The 20,924-nt window shown below is 70.2% G+C and carries 17 protein-coding genes; 10 read left to right on the forward strand and 7 right to left on the reverse strand.

The window, feature by feature from the left end:
- Positions 1 to 142: 142 nt before the first annotated feature.
- The 4 genes from ABD793_RS11275 to ABD793_RS11290 form a co-directional block, all read right to left on the reverse strand.
- Positions 143 to 1,369: a hypothetical protein gene (locus tag ABD793_RS11275; RefSeq protein WP_344858479.1), complete on the reverse strand. Its 1,227-nt coding sequence runs from the start codon at positions 1,367 to 1,369 to the stop codon at positions 143 to 145.
- A gap of 1,243 nt (positions 1,370 to 2,612) precedes the next feature.
- Positions 2,613 to 2,918, reverse strand: a complete 306-nt coding sequence (locus ABD793_RS11280; RefSeq protein WP_344858481.1) for a hypothetical protein — start codon at positions 2,916 to 2,918, stop codon at positions 2,613 to 2,615.
- 63 nt (positions 2,919 to 2,981) lie between these two features.
- Positions 2,982 to 3,278 carry a chorismate mutase gene (locus tag ABD793_RS11285; RefSeq protein ID WP_344858484.1) on the reverse strand — a complete coding sequence of 99 codons (297 nt, stop codon included), beginning with the start codon at positions 3,276 to 3,278 and terminating at the stop codon, positions 2,982 to 2,984.
- A 163-nt stretch (positions 3,279 to 3,441) separates the two neighbouring features.
- Complete coding sequence (locus tag ABD793_RS11290) at positions 3,442 to 3,876, reverse strand: DUF1707 SHOCT-like domain-containing protein (protein ID WP_344858486.1); 435 nt, start codon at positions 3,874 to 3,876, stop codon at positions 3,442 to 3,444.
- A 134-nt stretch (positions 3,877 to 4,010) separates the two neighbouring features.
- Here ABD793_RS11290 and pcrA point away from each other — a divergent pair, with 134 nt between their 5' ends.
- Together pcrA and ABD793_RS11300 are read left to right on the forward strand one after the other, a co-directional pair.
- Complete coding sequence (pcrA, locus tag ABD793_RS11295; RefSeq protein ID WP_344858488.1) at positions 4,011 to 6,434, forward strand: DNA helicase PcrA; 2,424 nt, start codon at positions 4,011 to 4,013, stop codon at positions 6,432 to 6,434.
- A 123-nt stretch (positions 6,435 to 6,557) separates the two neighbouring features.
- Positions 6,558 to 6,896 carry a hypothetical protein gene (locus tag ABD793_RS11300; protein WP_344858490.1) on the forward strand — a complete coding sequence of 113 codons (339 nt, stop codon included), beginning with the start codon at positions 6,558 to 6,560 and terminating at the stop codon, positions 6,894 to 6,896.
- Positions 6,897 to 6,954: 58 nt separating this feature from the next.
- On the opposite strand, the gene ABD793_RS11305 is transcribed toward ABD793_RS11300, so the two are convergent.
- Both ABD793_RS11305 and ABD793_RS11310 read right to left on the reverse strand, forming a co-directional pair.
- Positions 6,955 to 7,701 (reverse strand): hypothetical protein, encoded by a 747-nt coding sequence (locus ABD793_RS11305; protein ID WP_344858493.1) that lies wholly within the window; start codon positions 7,699 to 7,701, stop codon positions 6,955 to 6,957.
- 884 nt (positions 7,702 to 8,585) lie between these two features.
- Positions 8,586 to 9,272, reverse strand: a complete 687-nt coding sequence (locus ABD793_RS11310) for a M23 family metallopeptidase (RefSeq protein ID WP_344859189.1) — start codon at positions 9,270 to 9,272, stop codon at positions 8,586 to 8,588.
- A gap of 2,015 nt (positions 9,273 to 11,287) precedes the next feature.
- On the opposite strand from ABD793_RS11310, the gene ABD793_RS11315 reads away from it, so the two are divergent.
- The 8 genes from ABD793_RS11315 to purH all read left to right on the forward strand — a co-directional run bounded on the left by ABD793_RS11315 (position 11,288) and on the right by purH (position 20,382).
- Positions 11,288 to 12,982, forward strand: coding sequence for a hypothetical protein (locus ABD793_RS11315; protein WP_344858495.1), 1,695 nt, complete (start codon positions 11,288 to 11,290; stop codon positions 12,980 to 12,982).
- Positions 12,979 to 13,302 carry a hypothetical protein gene (locus tag ABD793_RS11320; protein ID WP_344858498.1) on the forward strand — a complete coding sequence of 108 codons (324 nt, stop codon included), beginning with the start codon at positions 12,979 to 12,981 and terminating at the stop codon, positions 13,300 to 13,302. The genes ABD793_RS11315 and ABD793_RS11320 overlap by 4 nt, the downstream gene beginning before the upstream one ends.
- Before the next feature lie 117 nt (positions 13,303 to 13,419).
- Positions 13,420 to 14,589, forward strand: a complete 1,170-nt coding sequence (gene sucC / locus ABD793_RS11325; RefSeq protein ID WP_344858499.1) for an ADP-forming succinate--CoA ligase subunit beta — start codon at positions 13,420 to 13,422, stop codon at positions 14,587 to 14,589.
- Between the two features lies 1 nt (position 14,590).
- Entirely contained in the window at positions 14,591 to 15,481 is an 891-nt protein-coding gene (gene sucD / locus ABD793_RS11330) for a succinate--CoA ligase subunit alpha (RefSeq protein WP_344858501.1), read from the forward strand.
- Between the two features lie 203 nt (positions 15,482 to 15,684).
- On the forward strand, positions 15,685 to 16,392 hold the full coding sequence (locus ABD793_RS11335; protein ID WP_344858503.1) for a DUF5336 domain-containing protein: 708 nt from the start codon (positions 15,685 to 15,687) through the stop codon (positions 16,390 to 16,392).
- Between the two features lie 140 nt (positions 16,393 to 16,532).
- Positions 16,533 to 18,131: a cell division protein PerM gene (locus tag ABD793_RS11340; protein ID WP_344858505.1), complete on the forward strand. Its 1,599-nt coding sequence runs from the start codon at positions 16,533 to 16,535 to the stop codon at positions 18,129 to 18,131.
- A gap of 74 nt (positions 18,132 to 18,205) precedes the next feature.
- Positions 18,206 to 18,823: a phosphoribosylglycinamide formyltransferase gene (gene purN / locus ABD793_RS11345; protein WP_344858508.1), complete on the forward strand. Its 618-nt coding sequence runs from the start codon at positions 18,206 to 18,208 to the stop codon at positions 18,821 to 18,823.
- A complete protein-coding gene (gene purH / locus ABD793_RS11350) occupies positions 18,820 to 20,382 on the forward strand; it encodes a bifunctional phosphoribosylaminoimidazolecarboxamide formyltransferase/IMP cyclohydrolase (RefSeq protein ID WP_344858510.1) in 1,563 nt (520 codons plus the stop codon). Before purN ends, purH begins: the two co-directional genes overlap by 4 nt.
- Before the next feature lie 6 nt (positions 20,383 to 20,388).
- Here purH and ABD793_RS11355 read toward each other — a convergent pair whose 3' ends face one another.
- Entirely contained in the window at positions 20,389 to 20,919 is a 531-nt protein-coding gene (locus tag ABD793_RS11355; RefSeq protein WP_344858512.1) for a GNAT family N-acetyltransferase, read from the reverse strand.
- Positions 20,920 to 20,924: the final 5 nt, after the last annotated feature.

Here is a 20,924-nt window from a genome sequence, read left to right on the forward strand (position 1 = left end):
CCAGTCGCCGGAATGCCGCCGTCGTACGACGAGCGGCACCTTATGTCACTCACCCGGCGCAGCGCGAACCGTTCACCGCACCGCACGTGCATCGGCATGAGCAGGTGAAACGTCCGGATGGGGACCGGCGATGTCTCTGGATTCAGCGTCCGTCGTCGGTGATCTTGCCGTCGTCGTCGAACGTGAGAGTCTGCTGTTCGGTGCTCTTGCTGCCGTCCTCGTGGGTGACCTCGACGGTGTTCACCGTGGTGTTGTGGTCCGGGTCGATGGTGACCTTCTTCACTTCGAAGTAGGCGACGTCGGAGTAGCGCTTGCGCAGCCCTTGCGGGCCTTGCTGCTCCAGATCGCCGGAAGTGACCGACGAGGCCGCACCGGGGTCGGTGGTGACGGTGTTGAAGAACGTCTCCGAGTTGTCGCCCATCGTCTTGGTGTCGTGCTTGGCGTAGTACACGGACGGCTTGGTTTCCCGCGCCGCGGCCGTGACCGGCGGTTTCTGCGGCGGCTCGCTGGACGAGGGCGATCCGGTGGTGGTCGGCGAGGAGGCCGAGCCGTCGGTCGCCGGGCCGGACGAGCTGCTTTCCCCGGTGGGGCCGGTACTGGATTCGGTGCCGGTGGTGTTCCTGGCCTGGTCCGCGGGGGTGTCTTCGGGCGTGGTCCCGCTGGTGTGGTGGTCCTGGGTGGCGCCGGCCGGCCCGCCCTGTGGCTTGGTCTCCGGGACCAGCGCGCTGAGGTCGGGGTTGCCGCCGTTCTGCCGTCCTGGCCAGCCTCCGTCGAGTGCGTTCGACGAGGTGGCGGGCCCGCCGACGAGGAACGTGCCGGCGAACAGCAGCCCGACGACCACCGCCCCGGACGCACCGGTGGCGAACCACGCCGCCTTGCGCCACGTCTTGGGCGGGGTGACCGACGCGGGCACCGAGCCGAGGTCGAACTTCCCCAGCCCGTCGAGCACCGGCGCGGCGTACACCCGCACTTCTTGCTGTTTGGCCGGTGCCGGTTCGCCCCCGCGCAGCGTGACCCGCTGCCGTTTCGGCGGTTCGCCGTCGGGCGCACTCGAGCTGAGGTCGACGCTGTGCCTGGACTCCTCCGGTGTGCCGGGTACCTGGCTCGCCAGCGTGGCCGCGGTCGCCTCGACGCGCTCACGCCGGGTTCGCCGCGCCTGCCCGGTCGGCTGCGGAAGCCCCTGGCCCGACCGCGCGTCCGGCGGTGCGAAGGCGCGGTGCTCCTCCGGGATCGGCAGGGCACCGAAGACCTGCCCGTCCTGCGGCGGGACGGACGCCCGCGGGCTCCCGCCCTCCCGAGACGGTTGCGGCAGTCCGGCGCCGGGCAACGTCCCCCGCGCGGCGGGAAACGACGACCGCGCCTCGCGCACGTGCTGACGGCTGGGCTGGGGCAGCGATCCGGCGAACCGCGAATCGTCCGGCGAATCGTCCGCGGGCCGGACCGGCGCCCCCGGTTGCGCCCCGGTGACCTGCGGGTCGGCCGGAACACGCGGCTCATCAGCCGGTGCCGGGCCAAGCCGCGATGCACCAGCGGCGGCAGAGAACTGTGCATCGGCCGACGCCGAGCGGCGGGCGTCTGCCGACGTGGAGGCGGAGTGCGCGGCCGGTGCTGGGCCACGTCGGGTATCTGCCGACCCGGGGGTGAACTGCGCCGGTGCCGGGCCAAGCCGCGACGCGGGAGCCACTGGGCGGCGCGGTGCCGCGCCCGGCGCCGGGGCGAACCGTGCGTCGGCCGGTACCGGGCCGAGCCGTGACTCCGCTGACGCCGCAGCAAAGCGCGTCTCGGACGTCGCCGGACGGCGGGGCGCGTCTGCCTGCGCAGGAGTGAACCGTGCGTCGGCTGGCGCCGGACCGCGACGTGTGTCGGCCGGAGCGGCATCGGTGGGCGCCGGGCCACGGCGTGCGTCTGCCGGCGCCGGGGCGAACCGCGCGTTGCCCGGTGTCGGACCGCGACGGGCGTCTGCCTGCGCGGGGGTGAACTGTGCGTCGGCGGGCGTCCGGGCAAACTGTGGCTCGCCCGGCGGACCGGCGAACGGGGAACGACCCGGCGTTACTGCCGGCTGCGACGGGTCCGGGCGGCCGGCGGGCGGCGGGCCGCCCGGCACTCCGGTGCGGTGCCGGTGGTGCCCGGTCCTGCGCGCCGGCACCACGGGCGTCCACGTCCCGTCCCCCCGGACCCGATGCCTGCCGGGGACCGTGACCTCGGCGTCCGACACCGTGTCCGGACGATCCGCGCGTCGCGAACCGCCCATCGTGTTTCCCGTCATGCCCGTCCGACCCCTCCCCGGTGTGGGCGTGACGGCGCCGCCGTCCCGGTCAACCCGAACGGAGCAGGCCAACAAGCGGTGTCTCTTGCGTCCACACGAGCGAACTCCCGAGCATCTGCACGCGCATACGGGGACAAACACGCGGCGCCGCAGCTCCCGCGCGTCCTCCGGGCATGGCCCGGCGCAGCCGCCAGGGTCCTCACCAGCACCACACTAGGAAACGGGCACGCGAAAGTCTTCACCCATCCTGCAACTTGCATTGGTTTCACTCGGTCGGGTTTGACCACCCGAGTGTCACGTTACGCAGCGCAGCGCTACCTCAAGCGTTTTCCCAGGTCGCCGAACTTCATCCGCCGCTGCGGTACTTCGCCTGCGTCGACTGGAGGGCCTTGGTCGCCACTGCGCCGCTACCCACCGCAATGATGATGGCGATGATGTCCAGCGTCGGTCCCCCGGCCGTGCACAGCCACGCCAGCAGCGACGCCGCGGTGGTACCACCGGCAATCGCCCAGCGGCTGCGCACGTACTGGGCGATCGGTGCCCCGCCGGCGCGTTTGCCCGCCGCGTTGCCGAGCATCGCCAGATAGCCGGCGTGCCCGAGGGCAGCCAGCACGCTCGCGATCGCGATGATGACGGCGATGACGTTAATCATGTGTCCAGTCTGCCCTGTTCTGCCTGCGGGTGAATCCGGGATGCCCCCGATGTCCGGCGGCGTTCACCGGCCCAGCCTGCCGCGGCCGAGGTTCAGCAGCGCCATCGCCAGCTGGCGGCCGTCCGGCCCCAGTTCGCGGTAGCGCGCGAGCACGTCCATCTCGCGGTTGTAGACGATCCGGGTGCCCCCGGCGGCCATTCGCGCGGCGCCGACCGTCTTGGACACCTCCACGCGGCGTTTCACCAGCCGGAGGATTTCGGCGTCGAGCCAGTCGATCTCCTTGCGGAGCGCGGAGATGTCCTCGCCCGCCGCGGTGTGTTCGGCAGGCTGTCCGTCGGCGTTCTGCGTCTGCGCGTTCATCGGGACCTCTCTGAAGTCCGGATACCCAGCGGGCCCCTGGCGGCGAAAGCCCCGGGTCCGTGGACTCCGGGGCTGCGGGTGATGGCGGGTGGGGCACTACGCAATCACGGGAGCCGGAGTCCGGGTCCCGTAGAAAAATCGCTCACTGCTGTGCCGCACACCCTCAGTATGGCACAGGTGCGCCCGGTCGCGGCCGGAATGCCCGCACGCGCGCGTGCGCCACGAGACTGATGAACAGCCAGAACATCGGCACCGCCGGCCAGAAAAATCCGGCTCCGCCCACCGTCCACCGCACGATCAGCAGTACCGCAAGTACGGCGACCACGCCAAGGTGCACGCGCAGTGCCGGGTGCTCGCGCAGTGCGGCGCGGGTGAGCGGCCAGCCGGGACGGGACGGCCGGGGCCGCTCCGCCGGCGGGAGGTCGGCGGTGAGCGTGCCGAGTTCGTCGACGTAACGGATGGCGTAGACGGTGCTGAGCCGGTCCTCCACTTCGTCGAGCGTGAGCCGTCCTTCGGAACCGGCGGCCTGGATGGTCGCGGCGACGCGTTCACGGTCGCCGTCGGAAGCCCTCAACCGGGCGGGAATCTTGTCGTCCATGCCGTCTCATGCTCCGCGTGCGAAGCGGTCCGCGCGTCGGGCGCCAGGCGACAACCTTGCGTACGTCGGAAAGCGCAGCACGCCGCCGCGCCAGTCGAATACCTGTCGTACCCCGGGGGTAGCGTGGTCAGGCGATGGACACCCTCTTCGATCTCCCCGCAGACCAGCCCGCGCACGCCCGTGGCGCGCGGCCGGGTACCGCCGACCTGCTCGAGGATCTCAACGCCGCGCAACGTGAGGCGGTGGCGCACGCCGGCGGTCCGTTGCTGGTCGTCGCCGGCGCCGGATCGGGTAAGACCCGCGTGCTCACGCGCCGGATCGCGTACCTGCTCGGGCAGCGGGGCGTGCACCCCGGCGAGATCATGGCGATCACGTTCACCAACAAGGCCGCCGCGGAGATGCGCGAGCGCGTCGCTTCGCTGGTCGGCCGTCGTGCCAACGCCATGTGGGTGTCCACGTTCCACTCGATGTGCGTGCGGATCCTGCGCCGTGAGGCGAAGACGCTCGACATGTCGTCGAACTTCTCCATCTACGACTCCGACGACACGAAGCGGCTCATCACGCTCGTCGCGCGCGACCTCGACGTCGACCCGAAGAAGTACGCCGCGCGGATGCTCGCGGTGCAGATCTCGAACCTCAAGAACGAGCTGGTCGTTCCGGAGACGGCAGCGTCGAACGCGGGGAACGATCTGGAGCGCCGCGTCGCCGAGGTCTACGCCGAGTACCAACGCAGGCTCGAGGCTGCCAACGCATTCGACTTCGACGACCTGATCATGCGTACGGTCTCGCTGCTGCAGGCGTTCCCCGATGTCGCGGAGTACTACCGGCGCCGGTTCCGGCACATCCTGGTCGACGAGTACCAGGACACCAACCATGCGCAGTACACGCTGGTGCGCGAGCTGGCGGGCACGGAAGCCACGGACACCGGCGTCGGCCCGGCGGAGCTGTGCGTGGTGGGCGACGCGGACCAGTCCATTTACGCTTTCCGCGGCGCCACCATTCGCAACATCGAGGAATTCGAGCGCGATTTCCCTGACGCGCACACGATTCTGCTGGAGCAGAACTACCGGTCCACGCAGACGATCCTGTCCGCGGCCAACGCGGTGATCGCGCGCAACCCCAATCGGCGGGCGAAGCGGCTGTGGACCGATTCGGGCGACGGCGAGAAGATCGTCGGCTACGTGTCGGACAACGACCACGACGAGGCCGCCTTCGTCGCGGGGGAGATCGACGCGCTGGCGGAGCAGGGTGAGGCGGACTACTCCGACGTCGCGGTGTTCTACCGCACCAACAACCAGTCGCGGGTGTTCGAGGAGATCTTCATCCGGCTCGGTCTGCCGTACAAGGTCGTCGGCGGGGTGCGGTTCTACGAACGGCGCGAGGTGCGTGACATGGTCGCGTACCTGCGAGTGCTGGCCAACGCCGAGGACACGGTGAGCCTGCGGCGGATTCTCAACGTGCCCAAGCGCGGGATCGGTGACCGCGCGGAAGCTGTGGTGGCGACGCACGCGGAGCGGGAGCGGATCTCGTTCTGGGCCGCGCTTCGGGACGCTGTCGACGGCAAGGTGGCGCTGCTGAACCCGCGGTCGGCGAAGGCGATCACCGGCTTCGTCACGCTGCTCGACGATCTGCGTGAGACGGCGTCGTCCGGCGCCGAGGTGCACGACCTGCTCGAGGCGGTGCTGGAACGCACGGGTTACCGCGCGGAGCTGGAGGAGTCGGACGATCCGCAGGACGCTTCGCGGGTCGAGAACCTCACCGAACTGGTCACGGTGGCGCGCGAGTTCGCCGAGTTCACCGCAGAGGTCACCCAGGACGAGAGCGCAGAGCTGGTCCTCGACGATGGCGTGCCCGCGCCCGGTTCGCTGCCTGCCTTCCTGGAGCGGGTTTCGCTCGTCGCGGACGCCGATTCCATCCCGTCGCCAGATGGTGGCGAGGAGGGCGACGGTGGTGCCGGCGTGGTCACGTTGATGACCGTGCACACCGCGAAGGGCCTCGAGTACCCGGTGGTGTTCTGCACCGGATGGGAAGACGGCGTTTTCCCGCACCTGCGTGCGCTCGGTGATCCGGCCGAGCTGGCGGAGGAGCGGCGGTTGGCGTACGTGGCGATCACGCGGGCGAGGAAACGGCTGTACGTGTCGCGCGCACTCGTGCGTTCGGCATGGGGACAGCCGCAGATGAACCCGGCTTCGCGGTTCCTCGACGAGCTGCCGCCGGATCTGGTCGACTGGCGCCGCCTCGAGCCGTCGTCGTCGGGCTTCGGCAACTTCGGCTCGTCATCGGGCGGGCCTTCGTCCGGCCCCCGAGCGGCGACCACCTGGGGAGGACGGCGGTCGTCCTCGTCCACGTCGTCGAGTTCGCCGTTCGGCAAGGCGTGGAAGGACACCGTGGCGCTGAAGCTGGACGTCGGTGACCGGGTCAGCCACGACAAGTACGGCCTCGGCACGGTGGTTTCCTGCGATGGCGTCGGCCCCCGGGCCACCGCCACGATCGACTTCGGTGCGTCCGGCAAGGTCCGTCTGATGCTGATCGGCAGTGTGCCGATGGTGAAGCTCTGACCTGACCCGGCTGTCCCGTCGTTCGCTGGAACGGGTGATCGCGGCCGTTTTTGTCGGTCCTCCGCAGTAGAGTTTCGAACATGAGTTCGACTCGATCTGCTATGCTGACGGAGGAGCGAGGGGATGGACGCGGTTCTGTTTGGGATTTTCTCGACCGGGGTACAGGAGTACTTGCAGGGCGTCGTGGGGACGGCGAATGCATCGGGGACGGCATCGGCGACGATGCCGGTATCGGTTCGGGGAGCACCAGGGGAAGTCGCGCGGCTGGCCGCGGCTTGGCGTGCGCTGCTGAAGCAGCACGCTCTGGCGGCGGATGGCCGTTGCGTGGTGTGCGGCCGGTCCGGCGCCGGAGGACTGGCGGGGATCAGACGATGGCCGATCCGCCGACGGCCGGGCATGTGCACGGTATGGCAGGTGGCAGTCGCCTACTTCATCCGCCGGCTACCGACCGCAGATCCGTGAGACCCAGCGATCCTGCCCGGCGCAGTCGGACCTGTGCATGCGCGGTCGGCAGGCAGGCTCAGCGACCCCCGATGCACCCTTGGCCGCCCCGAGACCCATCGGCGAGACCATCGGCGAGGCCAGCGCATCCGAGGCCACCGAAGCGGCTGGCGCATCCGTGGCCGCCGGAGAGCTCAGTGCGCCCGAGGTTACCGGAGCGGCTGGCGCGTTTGAGGTTACTGGTGAGGTCGGCGCTCCCACGGCTGCCGGAGAGGTCGGTGTGCCCGCGGCCGCCGGAGAGGTTGGCGCGTCTGAGGTCGCCGGTGAGGTTGGTGTGCCCGAGGTCGCTGGAGTGGCTGGCGCATCCGAGGCTGCCGGAGAGGTTGGTGTGCCCGCGGCCGCCGGAGTGGCTGGCGCATCCGAGGCTGCCGGAGAGGTTGGTGTGCCCGCGGCCGCCGGAGAGGTTGGCGCATCCGAGGTCGCCGGAGAGGTTGGTGTGCCCGCGGCCGCCGGAGAGGTTGGCGCGTTTGAGGTTACTGGTGAAGGCGCCCCCACGGCTGCCGGAGCAATTGGCACGCCCGAGGTCATCGCAGAAGTCGGGCCACCCGCGGCCGCCGGAGAGGCCCCGGGGGCGACCCTCATCGCCGGATTGCATGGTCGGCGCTCCCATTCGCAGCTCATCTACGAAGATCCGGTGCGGACCCGTGAGCGCTTTCATCCGCCGCGACGGGCCGCACGTGATCCAGCTGAGCTGCTCGGACCGTCCGCGGAGTCGTGCGGCGGTTTCGAACGCACGCTCCGCGGACAAGACGACTGTCGCGACCATGCGTGAGCCTCGGATCGTCTGCAGAGGCTTGCACGGGCAGCGTGTCCCGGGGCCGGTTGCGCTTGGCCCTGCCGCGAGCCGTGGGTTGGTTGCGGCGGTCCATAGTCGGGGCTCGGCCCGGTTGCGGCGGGTTTGCGTGGACCGGTGAGCCGTGGAGCGGTCCCGGCCCGGCGCGCGGCTCGGTTGTCGGCGGGCCGTGGGTGAGATTCGGGCTGGCTGCAGTGGGTCTGCGTGGGCCGGCGCGAAATCTCGGGCTGGCTGCGCGAGCCTGACGTGGGCTTCGGGGCGGGCTGGTTGCGGTGAGGCGTCGGCTCCCGGCCGCCTGGCGCGATGGGATCGCTGCGGGCGGTTCTTTGGCTGCCCGTGGTGATGCTGTCGTCGAGTCAACCGAATCGGCGGGAGGTTCTGACATCGTCGCCGTGGATGCGGAGCGGCGAATGCCGGCGGGCGAACCCAGGCAGGTGCTGGCCCATGACTGCGAGCATCCCGCATCGATTGCGAGAACCGGGTAAACCCAAAGGCAAGGGGAGGTCTGGTCAAACGACGCGAGAGACACGGAGGAGGCAAGAGGTACTGCACGCTCCGCGTACAAGAGCCAACGCAAGAGGTTCGGTGGAACGCGAGGGGACACCGAGAACGCGAGGGGACGCCGAGAACGCGACAGGCACGGAGAGCGGGAGGGACACCGAGAGCGGGAGGGACACCGAGAATCGGGCAGATATCTCGAAAAACCTGGCGCAGGGTCTGGGAACCCAGCGCACATATGCCCGGGAATCGCGTGCAGATAGCCGAGAATCCCGCCGAGGGCTCCAGCGTAGGTATCTGGGGATCCGGCGTAGACAGCCGGGAACCCAGCGCAGATCAGGTTGGGCCGGTTGGGCGGATCAGACGTCCACGCCGCGCTCGGCGAGCCACGGGCGCGGGTCGATCTTCTTGCTGCCGTTCTGCCACACCTCGAAGTGCAGGTGCGGGCCGGTGCTCTCACCGCGCTGGCCGATTTCCGCGATTTGCTCGCCGCACTTGACCTTCTGGCCCTCGCTCACCGAGAAGCTGTTCATGTGGCCGTAGACCTGGATCGTGCCGTCGTCGAGCTGGATGCGGACCCACAGGCCGAACCCGTGGGCGGGGCCGGCGTCGATCACGGTGCCGTCGGAGGCGGCGTAGATCGGCGTGCCGATGGAGTTGGCGATGTCGATGCCGAGGTGGCTGGTGCCCCAACGGGCACCGAAGCCGGACGTGAACGTGCCGTGTGCGGGCATGCAGGTCTTCGGACGGGCAGCCTCTTCGGCGGCCTTGCGCGCGGCCTCGGCGTCGGCCTTCTCGCGGGCCTCGGTGATCTTGGCGCTGTCGGCCATCTTCGCGGCCTCGTCGGCGGCGTTCATCGAGTGACCGGCGGGCAGCAGCTCGGGAGCTCCCCCGGAGCCCGCGCTACCGAGGGCGAACGAGGCGCTCGCGTCCTGTGCGTTGGCGAGCGGCGTGACCGCGGCGTCCGAATCGTTGCTGCCTGTGGCCTTGAGGGTCTGGCCGGCGGCGGCTGCGGCGAACGCGCCTGCCGCGACGGCGGCGACCACGACCCGCCCACGCAGGGCGGAAGAGGGCGGAGCGATGCGGTGCTGTCCCCGCACGCGGATGACCGCACCGTCCAGTGCGTCCTTCAGCGCCGGGGAAGGTGCTTGGCCGCCGGGGGAGCGGTGTGAAGCCAAGACAGGGCCTTCCATCGTCGGGGAGCCGGGTGGAAGTGAACTCGGGTCGGGGGAACCCGTGGGCCAACCTCGGGGGGTGGTTTGCCCGGCGTAGCACTTCGTGACCTGACTGTAATGGGGACCGGGCGACAGTAACGAAGCGGCACCGCAGTCGGCAAGGTGCCTCCCTGGTTTCGGCCGAACGAGTGGCCGCCGCTCGCCGTCTAGCTGTGGAAACTACCCAAAGTTAATCAGGAACTACGGCAGTATCTGTGACCTTCCTTACATACCTTCGGATGGCCTAGCCGGGTGATACATCCGTTTTGCCGGTTGAGTGGGCCTTCGTGGGCGAAATATCTGCCGACACTCGAGCGTTGAAGCCGTTTCAGACTCCCGCCTGTGACTCGGCTCACTTGGACGGTGTCGGCAGTCGGCCCCGGCTCTGGGGCACGGTTCGAATCCAAGTCCGCTTCGCCGCAGGTTCACCGCTGGTCAACGCACCGCTAGCCAGGCCGGGCGTGGCCAACATCAGCCCGCGCCAAGTGCCCGGCGATCCGCCTGCGGACGCCGAGCTCCGCGGTATCCATCAGGCCTGCCACCAAGCCAATGGCGGGCGAATTGCGGGTCGCCGCCCGATGACTTGAGCCCACGCGACAACCGGGTGGCTCGAGCTCGTGTGGCGACCGGGTGGCTCGAACCCGTGTGGTGACCGGTGCCTTAAGCCTGTGTGGTGACTGGTGCCCTCGGTGCGTGGGGCGATCTGCTGCCGAGTCGATGTGGTGGCCTGTGGCTTGAACCTATGGGTGATTGGTGCCTGGGCGCGTGTCGCGACCTCTGGTCAAGTCGATGCGGTGGCTTGCAGTCCAAGCCCCAAGCCCCAAGCCCCAAGCCCCAAGCCCCACGCCGTCAGGGGTGGGCCGGTCGTGTCCGGTCCGGCGAGTTCGGCGCGTCGGACCGGTGGGATCGAAGTTGGGTCGGTTTGTCCCGGTCGCTCGTGTTTCCGATCGTTCCGGGTCGGCGATCGGTTCTGGACCGGCGGTGCGTCGTTGTGGTGGTGGGCTCGGTAAGCGTGTCGGTTGGGCTTGGTGGGTCCGTCGGTCTTGGTGTCGAGCCGGGCCCCGTGCTGGTTCGACGTGATCGGTGTGGTCGCGGCTGACTCATGCGGCTTCGGTCGGGTGCCGCGTGGTCGGCCGGCCGGACGGTGCCGGTCCGCCCCGTGGACCGGCACCGTCCGGTTTGTTCCCCTGTGTCCCCGGTCGTGCCTTTTCAGTTGTGCCCCGGTTCGTCCCCACGCCCGGCTTCTGGCTTCGAGACGTCCGGGTGTGGCGGCCCTTACGCGGTTCGCCCGAAAAACTTCTTCGTGCGTCCCTCCCCACAAGGCAAGACGCTCGGGGTGGCCTTCTGGTTCATCCGCGGCGAGACGAATTCCGGCGGCGTCCGGCTCGTCCGTCTCACCTGGGCTGTTCTTGCTAGCGTCGCGAGCGATGACTCCGCCGACCCATGAGCCTTCTGACGGCGACTCCGCCCAGCACCGTCCCGGAGCGCGGCGGCCCAGCCTGGCCGAGCGCAAAGCCGCCGCCCGCGCACGAGCCCGCCGCGAGGCCGGCCGCTCCGCCGCGGAACTACCCGACCGATCTGACGCCGCGGCGGGCCGCAACGACCAGAACCGCGCCACTGAACCCGCCGCCGGTGACCGGTCGGGTCCACAACAGCCAGCCATCGCACGGCAGCCAGCCGACCCGACGCGGCCGACCGCCGCACAGCGATCGACCGACCCGCACGAGCCAGCCGATCCGAAGCAGTCGACCGACCCCCACGAGCCAGCCGATCCGACTCAGCCGTCCGACGCACCGCAGTCGAGCAATCCCCGACAGTTCTCCCGCGTTCCCCGCGGCGAAGACTCGGTGCTCTTCGAGCTCGGTCGTTCGGAGGCTTCTCCGGCGTTGCGGGTCGCGGTCGGGCTGGTGGTGGCCGGAGCCGTTGCCCTTTCCGCGGGGGTCCTGGTGGGGGTTTCGCCGGACGCCGGGGCCGGGTTCCTTTCCTGGCCGCTTCTCGTGGTGCTCGCCGTGGTTCCGGCCGGGGTGATCGTCGCGGCGGCGGGCAGCAGGCGGCACGGGCTGGCGGCGGGCCTGGTCGCCGGGCTCGCCGCGTGCGCGCCGGGGCGGCTCGTGCTCGACGCGCAGTTCCTCGTCAACGGGTCGAAAACCATCCGTCCCGAGCTGTACCTGCCCGATCGGCTGCTGGATCGCAGTGCCGTCGGTGCCGGGTTCTGGCTGCTCATCGCCGGGCATCTGCTGACGCTGGCTGCCGGGATCGTGGCCGCGCGGGTCGCCCGCGAGCTCAACGAAGTCACCGGCAGCGATCCGGGGCGGCGGCGCTGGCGGCTCGTGGTCCCGTTGCTCGCCGTGGTCGCCGCGGTCGGGCTGCTGATGACCCCGGTCCTCTCCGACGACCCGTTCTTACTCGCGCGTTCCGCCTTCGAAGGGCCCGGCGTCGCCCTCGCCGGTTACGTTCTGCTGGCCGGTGCGCTGCCGATCGCCGTCGTGCTCGGATTGTCCGCTGCATCCGACGGAGTGGCCAGGGGGACGCTCGGCGGGGTGGCTGCCGCGGTCTTCGCCATCGCGTTGCCGGGGTTGGTCGCCGGGCTCGCCGTCAACGGTCTGCATGCGTCGACCGGGGCGTACCTGGCTTTGGCGCCAACGGTTCTGGTTCTCGTTCTCGCTCCACTCACGACTCCACAGGAAGCACAGACCGAGCGCACCGATTTCGCCGGTGAAGCGCGCATCCCCGGTCTGACGTTGTGGCGCAGCTTGACCGCGCTGCTCGCGCTGCTCACCGCCGTGGCCGCGGCCGTCGGCGCGCTCGCTCCGCAGCTCGGCATGACCACCGAAAGCCCGTCGCGCTGGCACTTGCTCGCCGCGGCGATCGTCGTGGTCCTGCCCGCCCCGTTCCTGTTTGCGCGGCGCACCGCGGCGGCGGCACGCGGGTTGCTCGCCGTGCTGTGGGCGGGGGTGGTGCTCGCCGGGACGGCTGTGCTCAGCACGGCCATCACCGCGTCGGAAGCGACCGGGCTGGGCGGGCTCGGCGGCGCGATCAGCTACCACCTCGGTGCCGGTGCCGTGTTCACCGCGGTCGCGCTCGGACTTGCCGGGCTCACCGCGCTGGCCGCGGTGATCACCGGAGTCGTGGAGCGCGACGACACCGGCACCGAAGGTCCGCGTTCCCCGGTGCTCGTCCCGGTCGTGGCTGCCGCAATGCTCGCCGTCGGGTCGTTCGGCACGCCGGTCTTCACCGCACCCGACTACCCGTCGCCCGGGTTGTGGTCCGATTTCGACACTCCGTCGTGGGGACTGCTGGTCGCATTGCTCGTGGTTCTCGGCGTGCTCGCGCTCGGCGTCCGCTCGCGGCCCGGCCCGGCGGCGGCTGCGTATGCAGGGGTCACGCTGCTGCTTGCCCTGCACGTCGCCGAACTGCCTTTCGTCGGCTCCGCGATCGACGGCGCACGGCCTGGGCTCGGCTTCTGGCTCGGCCTTGCCGCGGTGGTGGCCACCGTCGTCGCCACGGCGTTCGCGACGGCCGGTGCGAAGCGGGCCGGATGAGCCCGCGCCGCGTCGTGCTCGTGGAGCTCGCCGAAAACCCCGACGCCGTCCGGCTCGCGCGACTCCTGCGCGACGACGGGTTCGAAGTAGTCCACGTGGGACTCCTCACTACGGCTGAGCAGATTCTGCTTACTGTCGAACAAGAAGACCCGGACGCGCTCGGGGTGGTCGGCGCGCAGCCGCCGTCCGGGCTCGCCGACGCGCTCGGCGAAGTCCACCTGTTCGTGCTCGGTGCCGGCGAAACGCCCGAAGAGGCGGCAAAAGCGCTCCTCGGTGGGCGGTCTCACACCCTCGGCACACCGTCTGACCGCGCACGGTGACCGACTTCACCAGGTGCGGCGTCCCCTGCGTCTGCGCTGGTCGCTAACCTCGACTGGTCCGACAGCGCGGTCCGGCAACGGACCACCACAGTGGCGTGTCGTCAGGAGACTGGAGTAGTGGACCTCTACGAGTACCAGGCGAGGGATCTCTTCGCCGCCCACGGAGTACCGGTTCTGCCGGGTGCCGTGGCAAACACCCCGGAAGAAGCCAAGGCCGCCGCGGAGCAGATCGGCACCCAGGTCGTCGTCAAGGCGCAGGTGAAGGTCGGCGGCCGGGGCAAGGCGGGCGGCGTCAAGCTGGCCCAGACGCCCGACGAGGCGAAGGAGAAGGCGGAAGCCATCCTCGGCCTCGACATCAAGGGCCACGTCACGCGCCGCGTGCTGGTGGCCGAAGCCTCGGACATCTCGTCCGAGTACTACTTCTCCTTCCTGCTCGACCGCGCCAACCGCACCTTCCTCGCGATGGCGTCGTCCGAAGGCGGGATGGAGATCGAGCAGCTCGCGGTCGAGCGCCCGGACGCGCTCGCGCGGATCCCGGTCGACGCGATCGCCGGGGTGGACAAGGCGAAGGCGCTCGAGATCCTGAAGGCGGGCAACTTCCCCGCCGAGATCGTCGACGAGGCCGCCGACGTCGTGGTGAAGCTGTGGGAGACCTTCGTCTCCGAGGACGCCACCCTGGTCGAGGTCAACCCGCTGGTCCGTGACCCGCAGGACAAGATCATCGCCCTCGACGGCAAGGTCACCCTCGACGAGAACGCCTCGTTCCGGCACCCGGCGCACGAGGAGCTCGTCGACAAGCAGGCCGAGAACCCGCTCGAGGCGAAGGCCAAGGAGAAGGACCTCAACTACGTCAAGCTCGACGGTGAGGTCGGCATCATCGGCAACGGCGCGGGGCTCGTGATGTCCACTTTGGACGTCGTGGCGTACGCGGGCGAGAAGCACGGCGGCGTGAAGCCCGCCAACTTCCTCGACATCGGCGGCGGCGCCTCGGCCGAGGTGATGGCGGCAGGGCTGGACGTCATCCTCGGCGACACCGACGTGAAGAGCGTGTTCGTCAACGTCTTCGGCGGCATCACCGCATGCGACGCGGTCGCCAACGGCATCGTCGAGGCGCTGAAGATCCTCGGCGACGAGGCCACCAAGCCGCTGGTCGTTCGGCTGGACGGCAACAACGTCGTGGAGGGTCGCAAGATCCTGGCCGACGCGAACCACCCGCTGGTCACCGTGGTGGACACAATGGACAACGCGGCCGACAAGGCCGCCGAGCTCGCCGCGGCGGTGAAGTGAAATGTCGATCTTCCTCAACGAGAACAGCAAGGTCATCGTCCAGGGCCTCACCGGCTCCGAGGGCACGAAGCACGCGACCAAGATGCTGAAGTCCGGCACGAACATCGTGGGCGGCGTCAACGCCCGCAAGGCGGGCCAGACGGTCACCATCGAGGGCACCGACCTCACCGTGTTCGGCACGGTCGAGGAGGCCATCAAGGAGACCGGCGCGGACGTCTCGGTCATCTTCGTGCCGCCGAAGTTCGCCAAGGACGCGGTCGTCGAGGCCATCGACGCGGAGATCCCGCTCGCCGTGGTGATCACCGAGGGCATCCCGGTGCACGACTCGGCCTACTTCTGGGCGCACGCGGTCGCGAAGGGCGGCAAGACCCGCATCATCGGGCCGAACTGCCCCGGCGTGATCAGCCCCGGCAAGTCCAACGCGGGCATCATCCCCGCCGACATCACCGACGCCGGTGGCATCGGCCTCGTGTCGAAGTCCGGCACGCTGACGTACCAGATGATGTACGAGCTGCGGGACATCGGCTTCTCCACCGCCGTCGGCATCGGCGGTGACCCGGTCATCGGCACCACCCACATCGACGCGCTCGAGGCGTTCGAGAAGGACGCCGACACCAAGGTCATCGTGATGATCGGCGAGATCGGTGGCGACGCGGAGGAGCGTGCGGCCGCCTACATCAAGGAGAACGTGACCAAGCCGGTCGTCGGCTACGTCGCGGGCTTCACTGCCCCGGAGGGCAAGACGATGGGCCACGCGGGCGCCATCGTGTCCGGTTCGTCCGGCACGGCCGCCGCGAAGAAGGAGGCCCTCGAGGCCGCCGGCGTGAAGGTCGGCAAGACTCCGAGCGAGACCGCCGTGCTCGCGCGTGAGCTGTACAACAACCTCGGCTGACCTGCGGCGACGCCGCTGACGAGGGCCGGGTACCGAGAGGTGCCCGGCCCTCGTCGTATCTTCCGGCAACCCACCGGGGCGTCCACGCGTCCAACGGCGGACGTGGAACGGCGGATGCGCTAGCGTTCGGCTTCAGCGGCCGGTGCACAGCGTCCGGGTGCCGCACTTCCCCAGTTGCCGGTCGAACGACAGGAGAGCTTCCGATGACCTTCCCCAGCGGCGGGCCAGGCTACCCCCAGCAGGGTGGCGGGCAGCCGCCCCAGGGACCGCCCCCGTCGGGCGGGTTCCCGCAGCCCCCGCCGCCCGCGCAGGCCTCGCCGACTCCGGCGCTGCCGGAGAACCTCCCGGTGCTGCTGTCACTCGGGGTAGCCGTGCTCGGGCTGGTGCAGTACTTCATCGGCTTCTCCGACGAGGCCGGCGACGTCGGACAGGAGATCGTCTTCCTGCTCGTCGGCGGTCTGCTGTCCGGGCTCGCCGTGCTGCCCAAGGCGCCGAAGGTGCTGCCGTTCGCCGCGCTGTTCAGCGTGCTCGGCGCACTCGGCGCGCTCGACACGGTGATCGGTGAGCAGACCACGCCGGGCATCGTGGTCGTGATCCTCGTGCTCGGCTTCGTGCAGATGCTGGTGTCGCTAGCCGCGTTGCTGCTGGAGTACGGCGTGCTCAAGCCGCCGGCACCGAAGCCTGTCGTGCCGAATGTGCCGCAGTACCAGCAGGCTTACGGTCAGCCGTACCAGCAGCTGGGGCAGTACCAGCCTCCGCAGCAGGCCCCGCAGCAGCCGCCTGCCCCGCAGCCCCCGCAGGGCCCGCAGGCCACCACGTACGCACCGCAGCAGGGCCAGTTCTTCCAGCAGCCGCCTGCCGAGCCGGGCAAGCCGGGTACGCCGCCCGGTGGGTTCGGTCAGCAGGGCTGACGTTTCGACCCTCGACACCCGCTGTGACTCTCCGTGTCACAGCGGGTGTTTTTCATGCTCTGGTGCCACGACCGGGTGGGGTTGTCCAGGCCACGTCCGCCGGACGGCGTGCCTCATCGGTACGGACGTGCGCGGATGTCATGGTCGAGATCATGCAGGTGCTCACCAGACCCGATCGCCCGGAGGGCGACGAGCCGGTGGACGACGCCTCCGGCGCGGCGGTCACGCCTGCGATGCGGTTGCGGGTGGTGCTCACCGCGGCCCTCGGCCCACTCGTCACCGGTTACGCGGCGCTCGCGACCCTGCTCGCGCTCGTCTCGCTGACTGCGGAACGCACCGCGTTCTCCGCGGGCGGTGTACTGCTCTCGGCCGGTCCCGGCTGGCTGGCCGCCTACCAGGTTCAGCTCGGTATCGGTGGTCATCCGCTGGGGATGCTGCCGCTGTTGCCCACACTCGCGGTGGTGCTGCTCGTGGCGCGGGCCGCGTCCGGTGCGGCGCAACGGCTCGGCTGTTCCGGGCTACGGCAGGCAGTGCCGCTGATCGCCACGATCACTGCGGCGCACATGCTGTTCGGACTGCTGATCGGCCTGCTCTCGCTCGGTGCGCCGGTGCAGGTGAACCCGGCGTTGGCGGCGGTGGTACCGGGTGTGTTCGGGGCGCTCGCGTCGACCGGCGGTGTGGTGCGTCGCTGCGGTCTGCCCGTCGCGTTCGCCGAACGGCTCGATCCGCTCGCCGTCCGTGGACTGCGCGCGGGCCTGCTCGGGCTGTCCGCGCTGGTGCTGACCGGAGCGCTGGTCCTTGCCGGTGCCACAGCGTTTTCCGCGCACACAGTGGCCGACGAGTTCGGACCGTCGATCGGTGCCGGCTTCGGCCTGTTCCTGCTCTCCCTGCTCTACCTGCCGAACGCCGTGGTGGCCGCGATGTCGTTCGTCAGCGGGCCCGGGTTCACGATCGGCGAGCTGAACGTGAACCTCGTCGGGTACCGGGGTGGTCCGGTGCCCGCGGTCCCGCTGCTCGGTGGTCTCCCGGAGCACGCTGCGGCCTGGTGGCCGGTGCTGCTGGTGCTGCCGCTGGCGGTCGGGCTGCTGGTCGGCTGGTCGGTGCGGCACGTGGACGACGACCCGGCCGCGCGGATCCGGATCGTCGTGGTCGCAGGCGCCGTGGTCGGGTTCGGCTGCGTGGTGCTGGGCACGCTCGCCGGCGGGCGACTCGGTGACGGCCCGTTCGACCCGGTCAGCGTGCCGGTCGGGGTGGCCTCGATCGTGGCGTTCTGCTGGATCGTGATCCCGGCCGGTTTCGTGGCCTTCTTCTCCGGGGCGCACGCTCCGCCGAAGGCGCGTGTCCGGTCGACGGCCGAGGAGGACACCGGCGTCCCGGACGCTGCTGGTCCGGCGGAAGCCGACTCCGGCGAGGACGCCGAGTCCGAAGAAGACACCGATCCCGACGAGGAGCCTGATCCCGACGAGGACGCTGACTCCGACGAGGACGCTGCCGGGTCCGAGGCTCCCGAGGACGCCGACCCGGACGAGCCCGGCGACTCAGCCGACGTCGAAGAGCCTTCCGCCGACGATCCCGATGACCACGGCGAGCTCGACGAGTTCGACGCCGAAGCGGACGCCGAACTGGGTCTCGAGCTGCCGGAGGACGCGCCGCTCGACGATCAGGAAGAGGAGCCTTCGGCTGTGACCGAATCCACCGAGGACTCCGGTGACGAGCAGCGTCCGGACGCCGACCGTTAGGGTTGGGGCGACCTGGTGAAGTGCCGTGCGCCCGAGGCGTGCTGCCGTGCAAGGAGCCCGTTCTGGCCAGCCGCTTGGACCTGCCCACTCCGGTGAAGATCGTCGTGCTCGCGTCCGGTTCCGGGACGCTGCTGCAGGCAGTGCTCGACGCCTCGGGCCGGCCGGGGTTTCCGGCCGACGTCATCGCGGTGGGTGCCGACCGTGCCGGGATCGAAGCGCTGACGCGGGCGGAGCGGGCCGGGGTGCCGTCGTTCACCGTGCGCGTCGCCGACCATCCCGACCGCGCGTCCTGGGACCTGGCGCTCGCCGCGGCGGTTGCCGCGTACGAGCCGGACCTGGTGGTGTCCGCGGGATTCATGAAGATCCTCGGCCCGCAGTTCCTTGCCCGCTTCGCCAACCGGGTGATCAACACGCATCCCGCGCTGTTGCCCTCGTTCCCGGGGATGCACGCGGTCGCGGACGCGCTGACGGCAGGCGTCCGGGTCACCGGGTCCACGGTGCACTTCGTCGACGCGGGCGTGGACACCGGACCGGTCATCGCACAGGAGGCGGTGGCCATTGAGGACGAGGACACCGAAGACGTCCTGCACGAGCGGATCAAGGCCGTGGAACGCAGGCTCCTGGTGGAAACGATCGAGCGACTCGGCCGTGGTGGATGCACCGTGGACGGACGAAAGGTGAGGTTTTCGTGAGCACAGCACAGGGGCGACGCCCGGTCCGGCGTGCGCTGATCGGCGTCTCGGACAAGGCCGGTCTGCTCGAGCTCGCCACCGGTCTGCACGCGGCCGGGGTGGAGATCGTGTCGACCGGCGGCACCGCGAAAGTGATCGCGAACGCGGGGGTCCCGGTCACGCCGGTCGAGCAGGTCACCGGGTTCCCGGAGTCGCTCGACGGGCGGGTGAAGACGCTGCACCCGCGGGTGCACGCCGGTCTGCTCGCCGACCAGGGCAACGACGATCACGTCGCACAGCTCAAGCAGCTGGAGATCGCGCCGTTCGACCTGCTCGTGGTGAACCTGTACCCGTTCACGCAGACGGTCGCTTCGGGGGCGAGTCCGGAAGACTGCGTGGAGAACATCGACATCGGTGGTCCGGCGATGGTGCGCGCGGCCGCGAAGAACCACGGCAGCGTCGCAGTGGTCGTGGACCCGGCGCGCTACGCGTGGGTGCTGGAGCAGGTCGGCGCGGGCGGTTTCGAGCTCGCGGACCGCAAGCGGCTTGCGGCGCAGGCGTACGCGCACACGGCTGCGTACGACACGGCTGTCGCTTCGTGGTTCGCCAACGACTACGCGCCGGCCGACGACACCGGCTTCGCGGACTTCACCGGCGCGACGTGGGAGCGTGCGGACGTACTGCGCTACGGCGAGAACCCGCACCAGAAGGCTGCGCTGTACAAGAGCGCGCAGCCGGGGCTCGCGCACGCGGAGCAGCTGCACGGCAAGGCGATGTCGTACAACAACTACGTCGACACTGATGCCGCTCGACGGGCCGCTTTCGACTTCACCGAGCCCGCTGTCGCGATCATCAAGCACGCGAACCCGTGCGGTATCGCAGTGGGCACGGACATCGCCGAAGCGCACCGCAAGGCGCACGCGTGCGACCCGGTTTCCGCGTACGGCGGCGTGATCGCCACGAACCGGCCGGTCAGCGTCGAGGCCGCAGAGCAGATCGCCGAGGTGTTCACCGAGGTCGTGCTCGCCCCCGACTTCGAGCCGGAGGCGCTGGAAGTCTTGCAGCGCAAGAAGAACGTGCGGCTGCTGAAGCTGCCGGTGCTCGAGACGCCGTCGCCGGTGGAGATCCGGCCGATTTCCGGTGGGGTGCTCGTGCAGACCGCCGACCGGATCGACGCACCCGGCGACGACCCGGCGAACTGGCAGCTGGCCACCGGCTCACCCGCCGACGAGCAGACCCTGGCCGATCTGGAGTTCGCGTGGCGGTCGCTGCGTGCGGTGAAGTCGAACGCGATCCTGCTGGCGCACGACCGGGCGACCGTCGGCGTCGGCATGGGCCAAGTCAACCGGGTCGACTCGTCCCGGCTGGCCGTCACGCGGGCAGGGGACCGGGCCAAGGGCTCGGTCGGCGCGTCGGACGCGTTCTTCCCGTTCCCGGACGGGCTCGAGGTGCTGATCGAGGCGGGTGTGCGGGCCGTCGTGCAGCCCGGCGGGTCGATCCGGGACGCCGAGGTGGTCGCGGCCGCCGAAGCCGCCGGGATCACGCTGTACCTCACCGGTACGCGGCATTTCGCGCACTGACGCCCGTCACGCCTCGCGCAGCAGACCGTAGACGACCTCGTCGTGGTAGGCCCCGTCGCGCCAGAGCACCTGGCACATCAGGCCTTCCCGGTGGAAGCCGGTCTTCTCCAGCACGCGCTGCTCGGCGAGGTTGTCGACGTCGGTGAACGCCTCGATGCGGTGTGCCCGGGTGAACCGGAAGAGGTGCTCGACGAGCAGCTGGTGCGCCTGGGTGCCGGCACCGCGCCCGCGGTGGTCGGGCAGGAGCGTGACACCGATTTCGTAACAGCCGCCGGCCGGTCCACCCCGGTCGGCGGCTTTCCAGGTCGCCATCCCGGCAACTGTGTCGTCCACCGTCACCGCGACCGCGCTCGAGGCGTCGCCGAGCAACCCGTCCACGGCGAACCGGCGCCGGTGGACCTGCGGATCGGCGAATCCGGACCACTGGAACGCGCCGGCCACCTCCGGATCCGTGGCGAAGCGATCGAGCACCGGCAGGTCGGCCTCGACGAATCCGCGCAGTGCGACGTGCTGTTTGTGACTCCCACCAGCTTTCATCGGGC

It is taken from the genome of Amycolatopsis ultiminotia (assembly GCF_039536925.1).
GTDB lineage: Bacteria > Actinomycetota > Actinomycetes > Mycobacteriales > Pseudonocardiaceae > Amycolatopsis > Amycolatopsis ultiminotia.

Excerpts from the sequence above, each read along its gene's own strand:
- ABD793_RS11280 (WP_344858481.1), bottom strand. The coding sequence starts at position 2,918 with ATGATTAACGTCATCGCCGTCATCATCGCGATCGCGAGCGTGCTGGCT.
- ABD793_RS11285 (WP_344858484.1), bottom strand. The coding sequence starts at position 3,278 with ATGAACGCGCAGACGCAGAACGCCGACGGACAGCCTGCCGAACACACC.
- ABD793_RS11290 (WP_344858486.1), bottom strand. The coding sequence starts at position 3,876 with ATGGACGACAAGATTCCCGCCCGGTTGAGGGCTTCCGACGGCGACCGT.
- pcrA (WP_344858488.1), top strand. The coding sequence starts at position 4,011 with ATGGACACCCTCTTCGATCTCCCCGCAGACCAGCCCGCGCACGCCCGT.
- ABD793_RS11300 (WP_344858490.1), top strand. The coding sequence starts at position 6,558 with ATGGACGCGGTTCTGTTTGGGATTTTCTCGACCGGGGTACAGGAGTAC.
- ABD793_RS11305 (WP_344858493.1), bottom strand. The coding sequence starts at position 7,701 with ATGGTCGCGACAGTCGTCTTGTCCGCGGAGCGTGCGTTCGAAACCGCC.
- ABD793_RS11320 (WP_344858498.1), top strand. The coding sequence starts at position 12,979 with ATGAGCCCGCGCCGCGTCGTGCTCGTGGAGCTCGCCGAAAACCCCGAC.
- sucD (WP_344858501.1), top strand. The coding sequence starts at position 14,591 with ATGTCGATCTTCCTCAACGAGAACAGCAAGGTCATCGTCCAGGGCCTC.
- ABD793_RS11335 (WP_344858503.1), top strand. The coding sequence starts at position 15,685 with ATGACCTTCCCCAGCGGCGGGCCAGGCTACCCCCAGCAGGGTGGCGGG.
- ABD793_RS11340 (WP_344858505.1), top strand. The coding sequence starts at position 16,533 with ATGGTCGAGATCATGCAGGTGCTCACCAGACCCGATCGCCCGGAGGGC.
- ABD793_RS11355 (WP_344858512.1), bottom strand. The coding sequence starts at position 20,919 with ATGAAAGCTGGTGGGAGTCACAAACAGCACGTCGCACTGCGCGGATTC.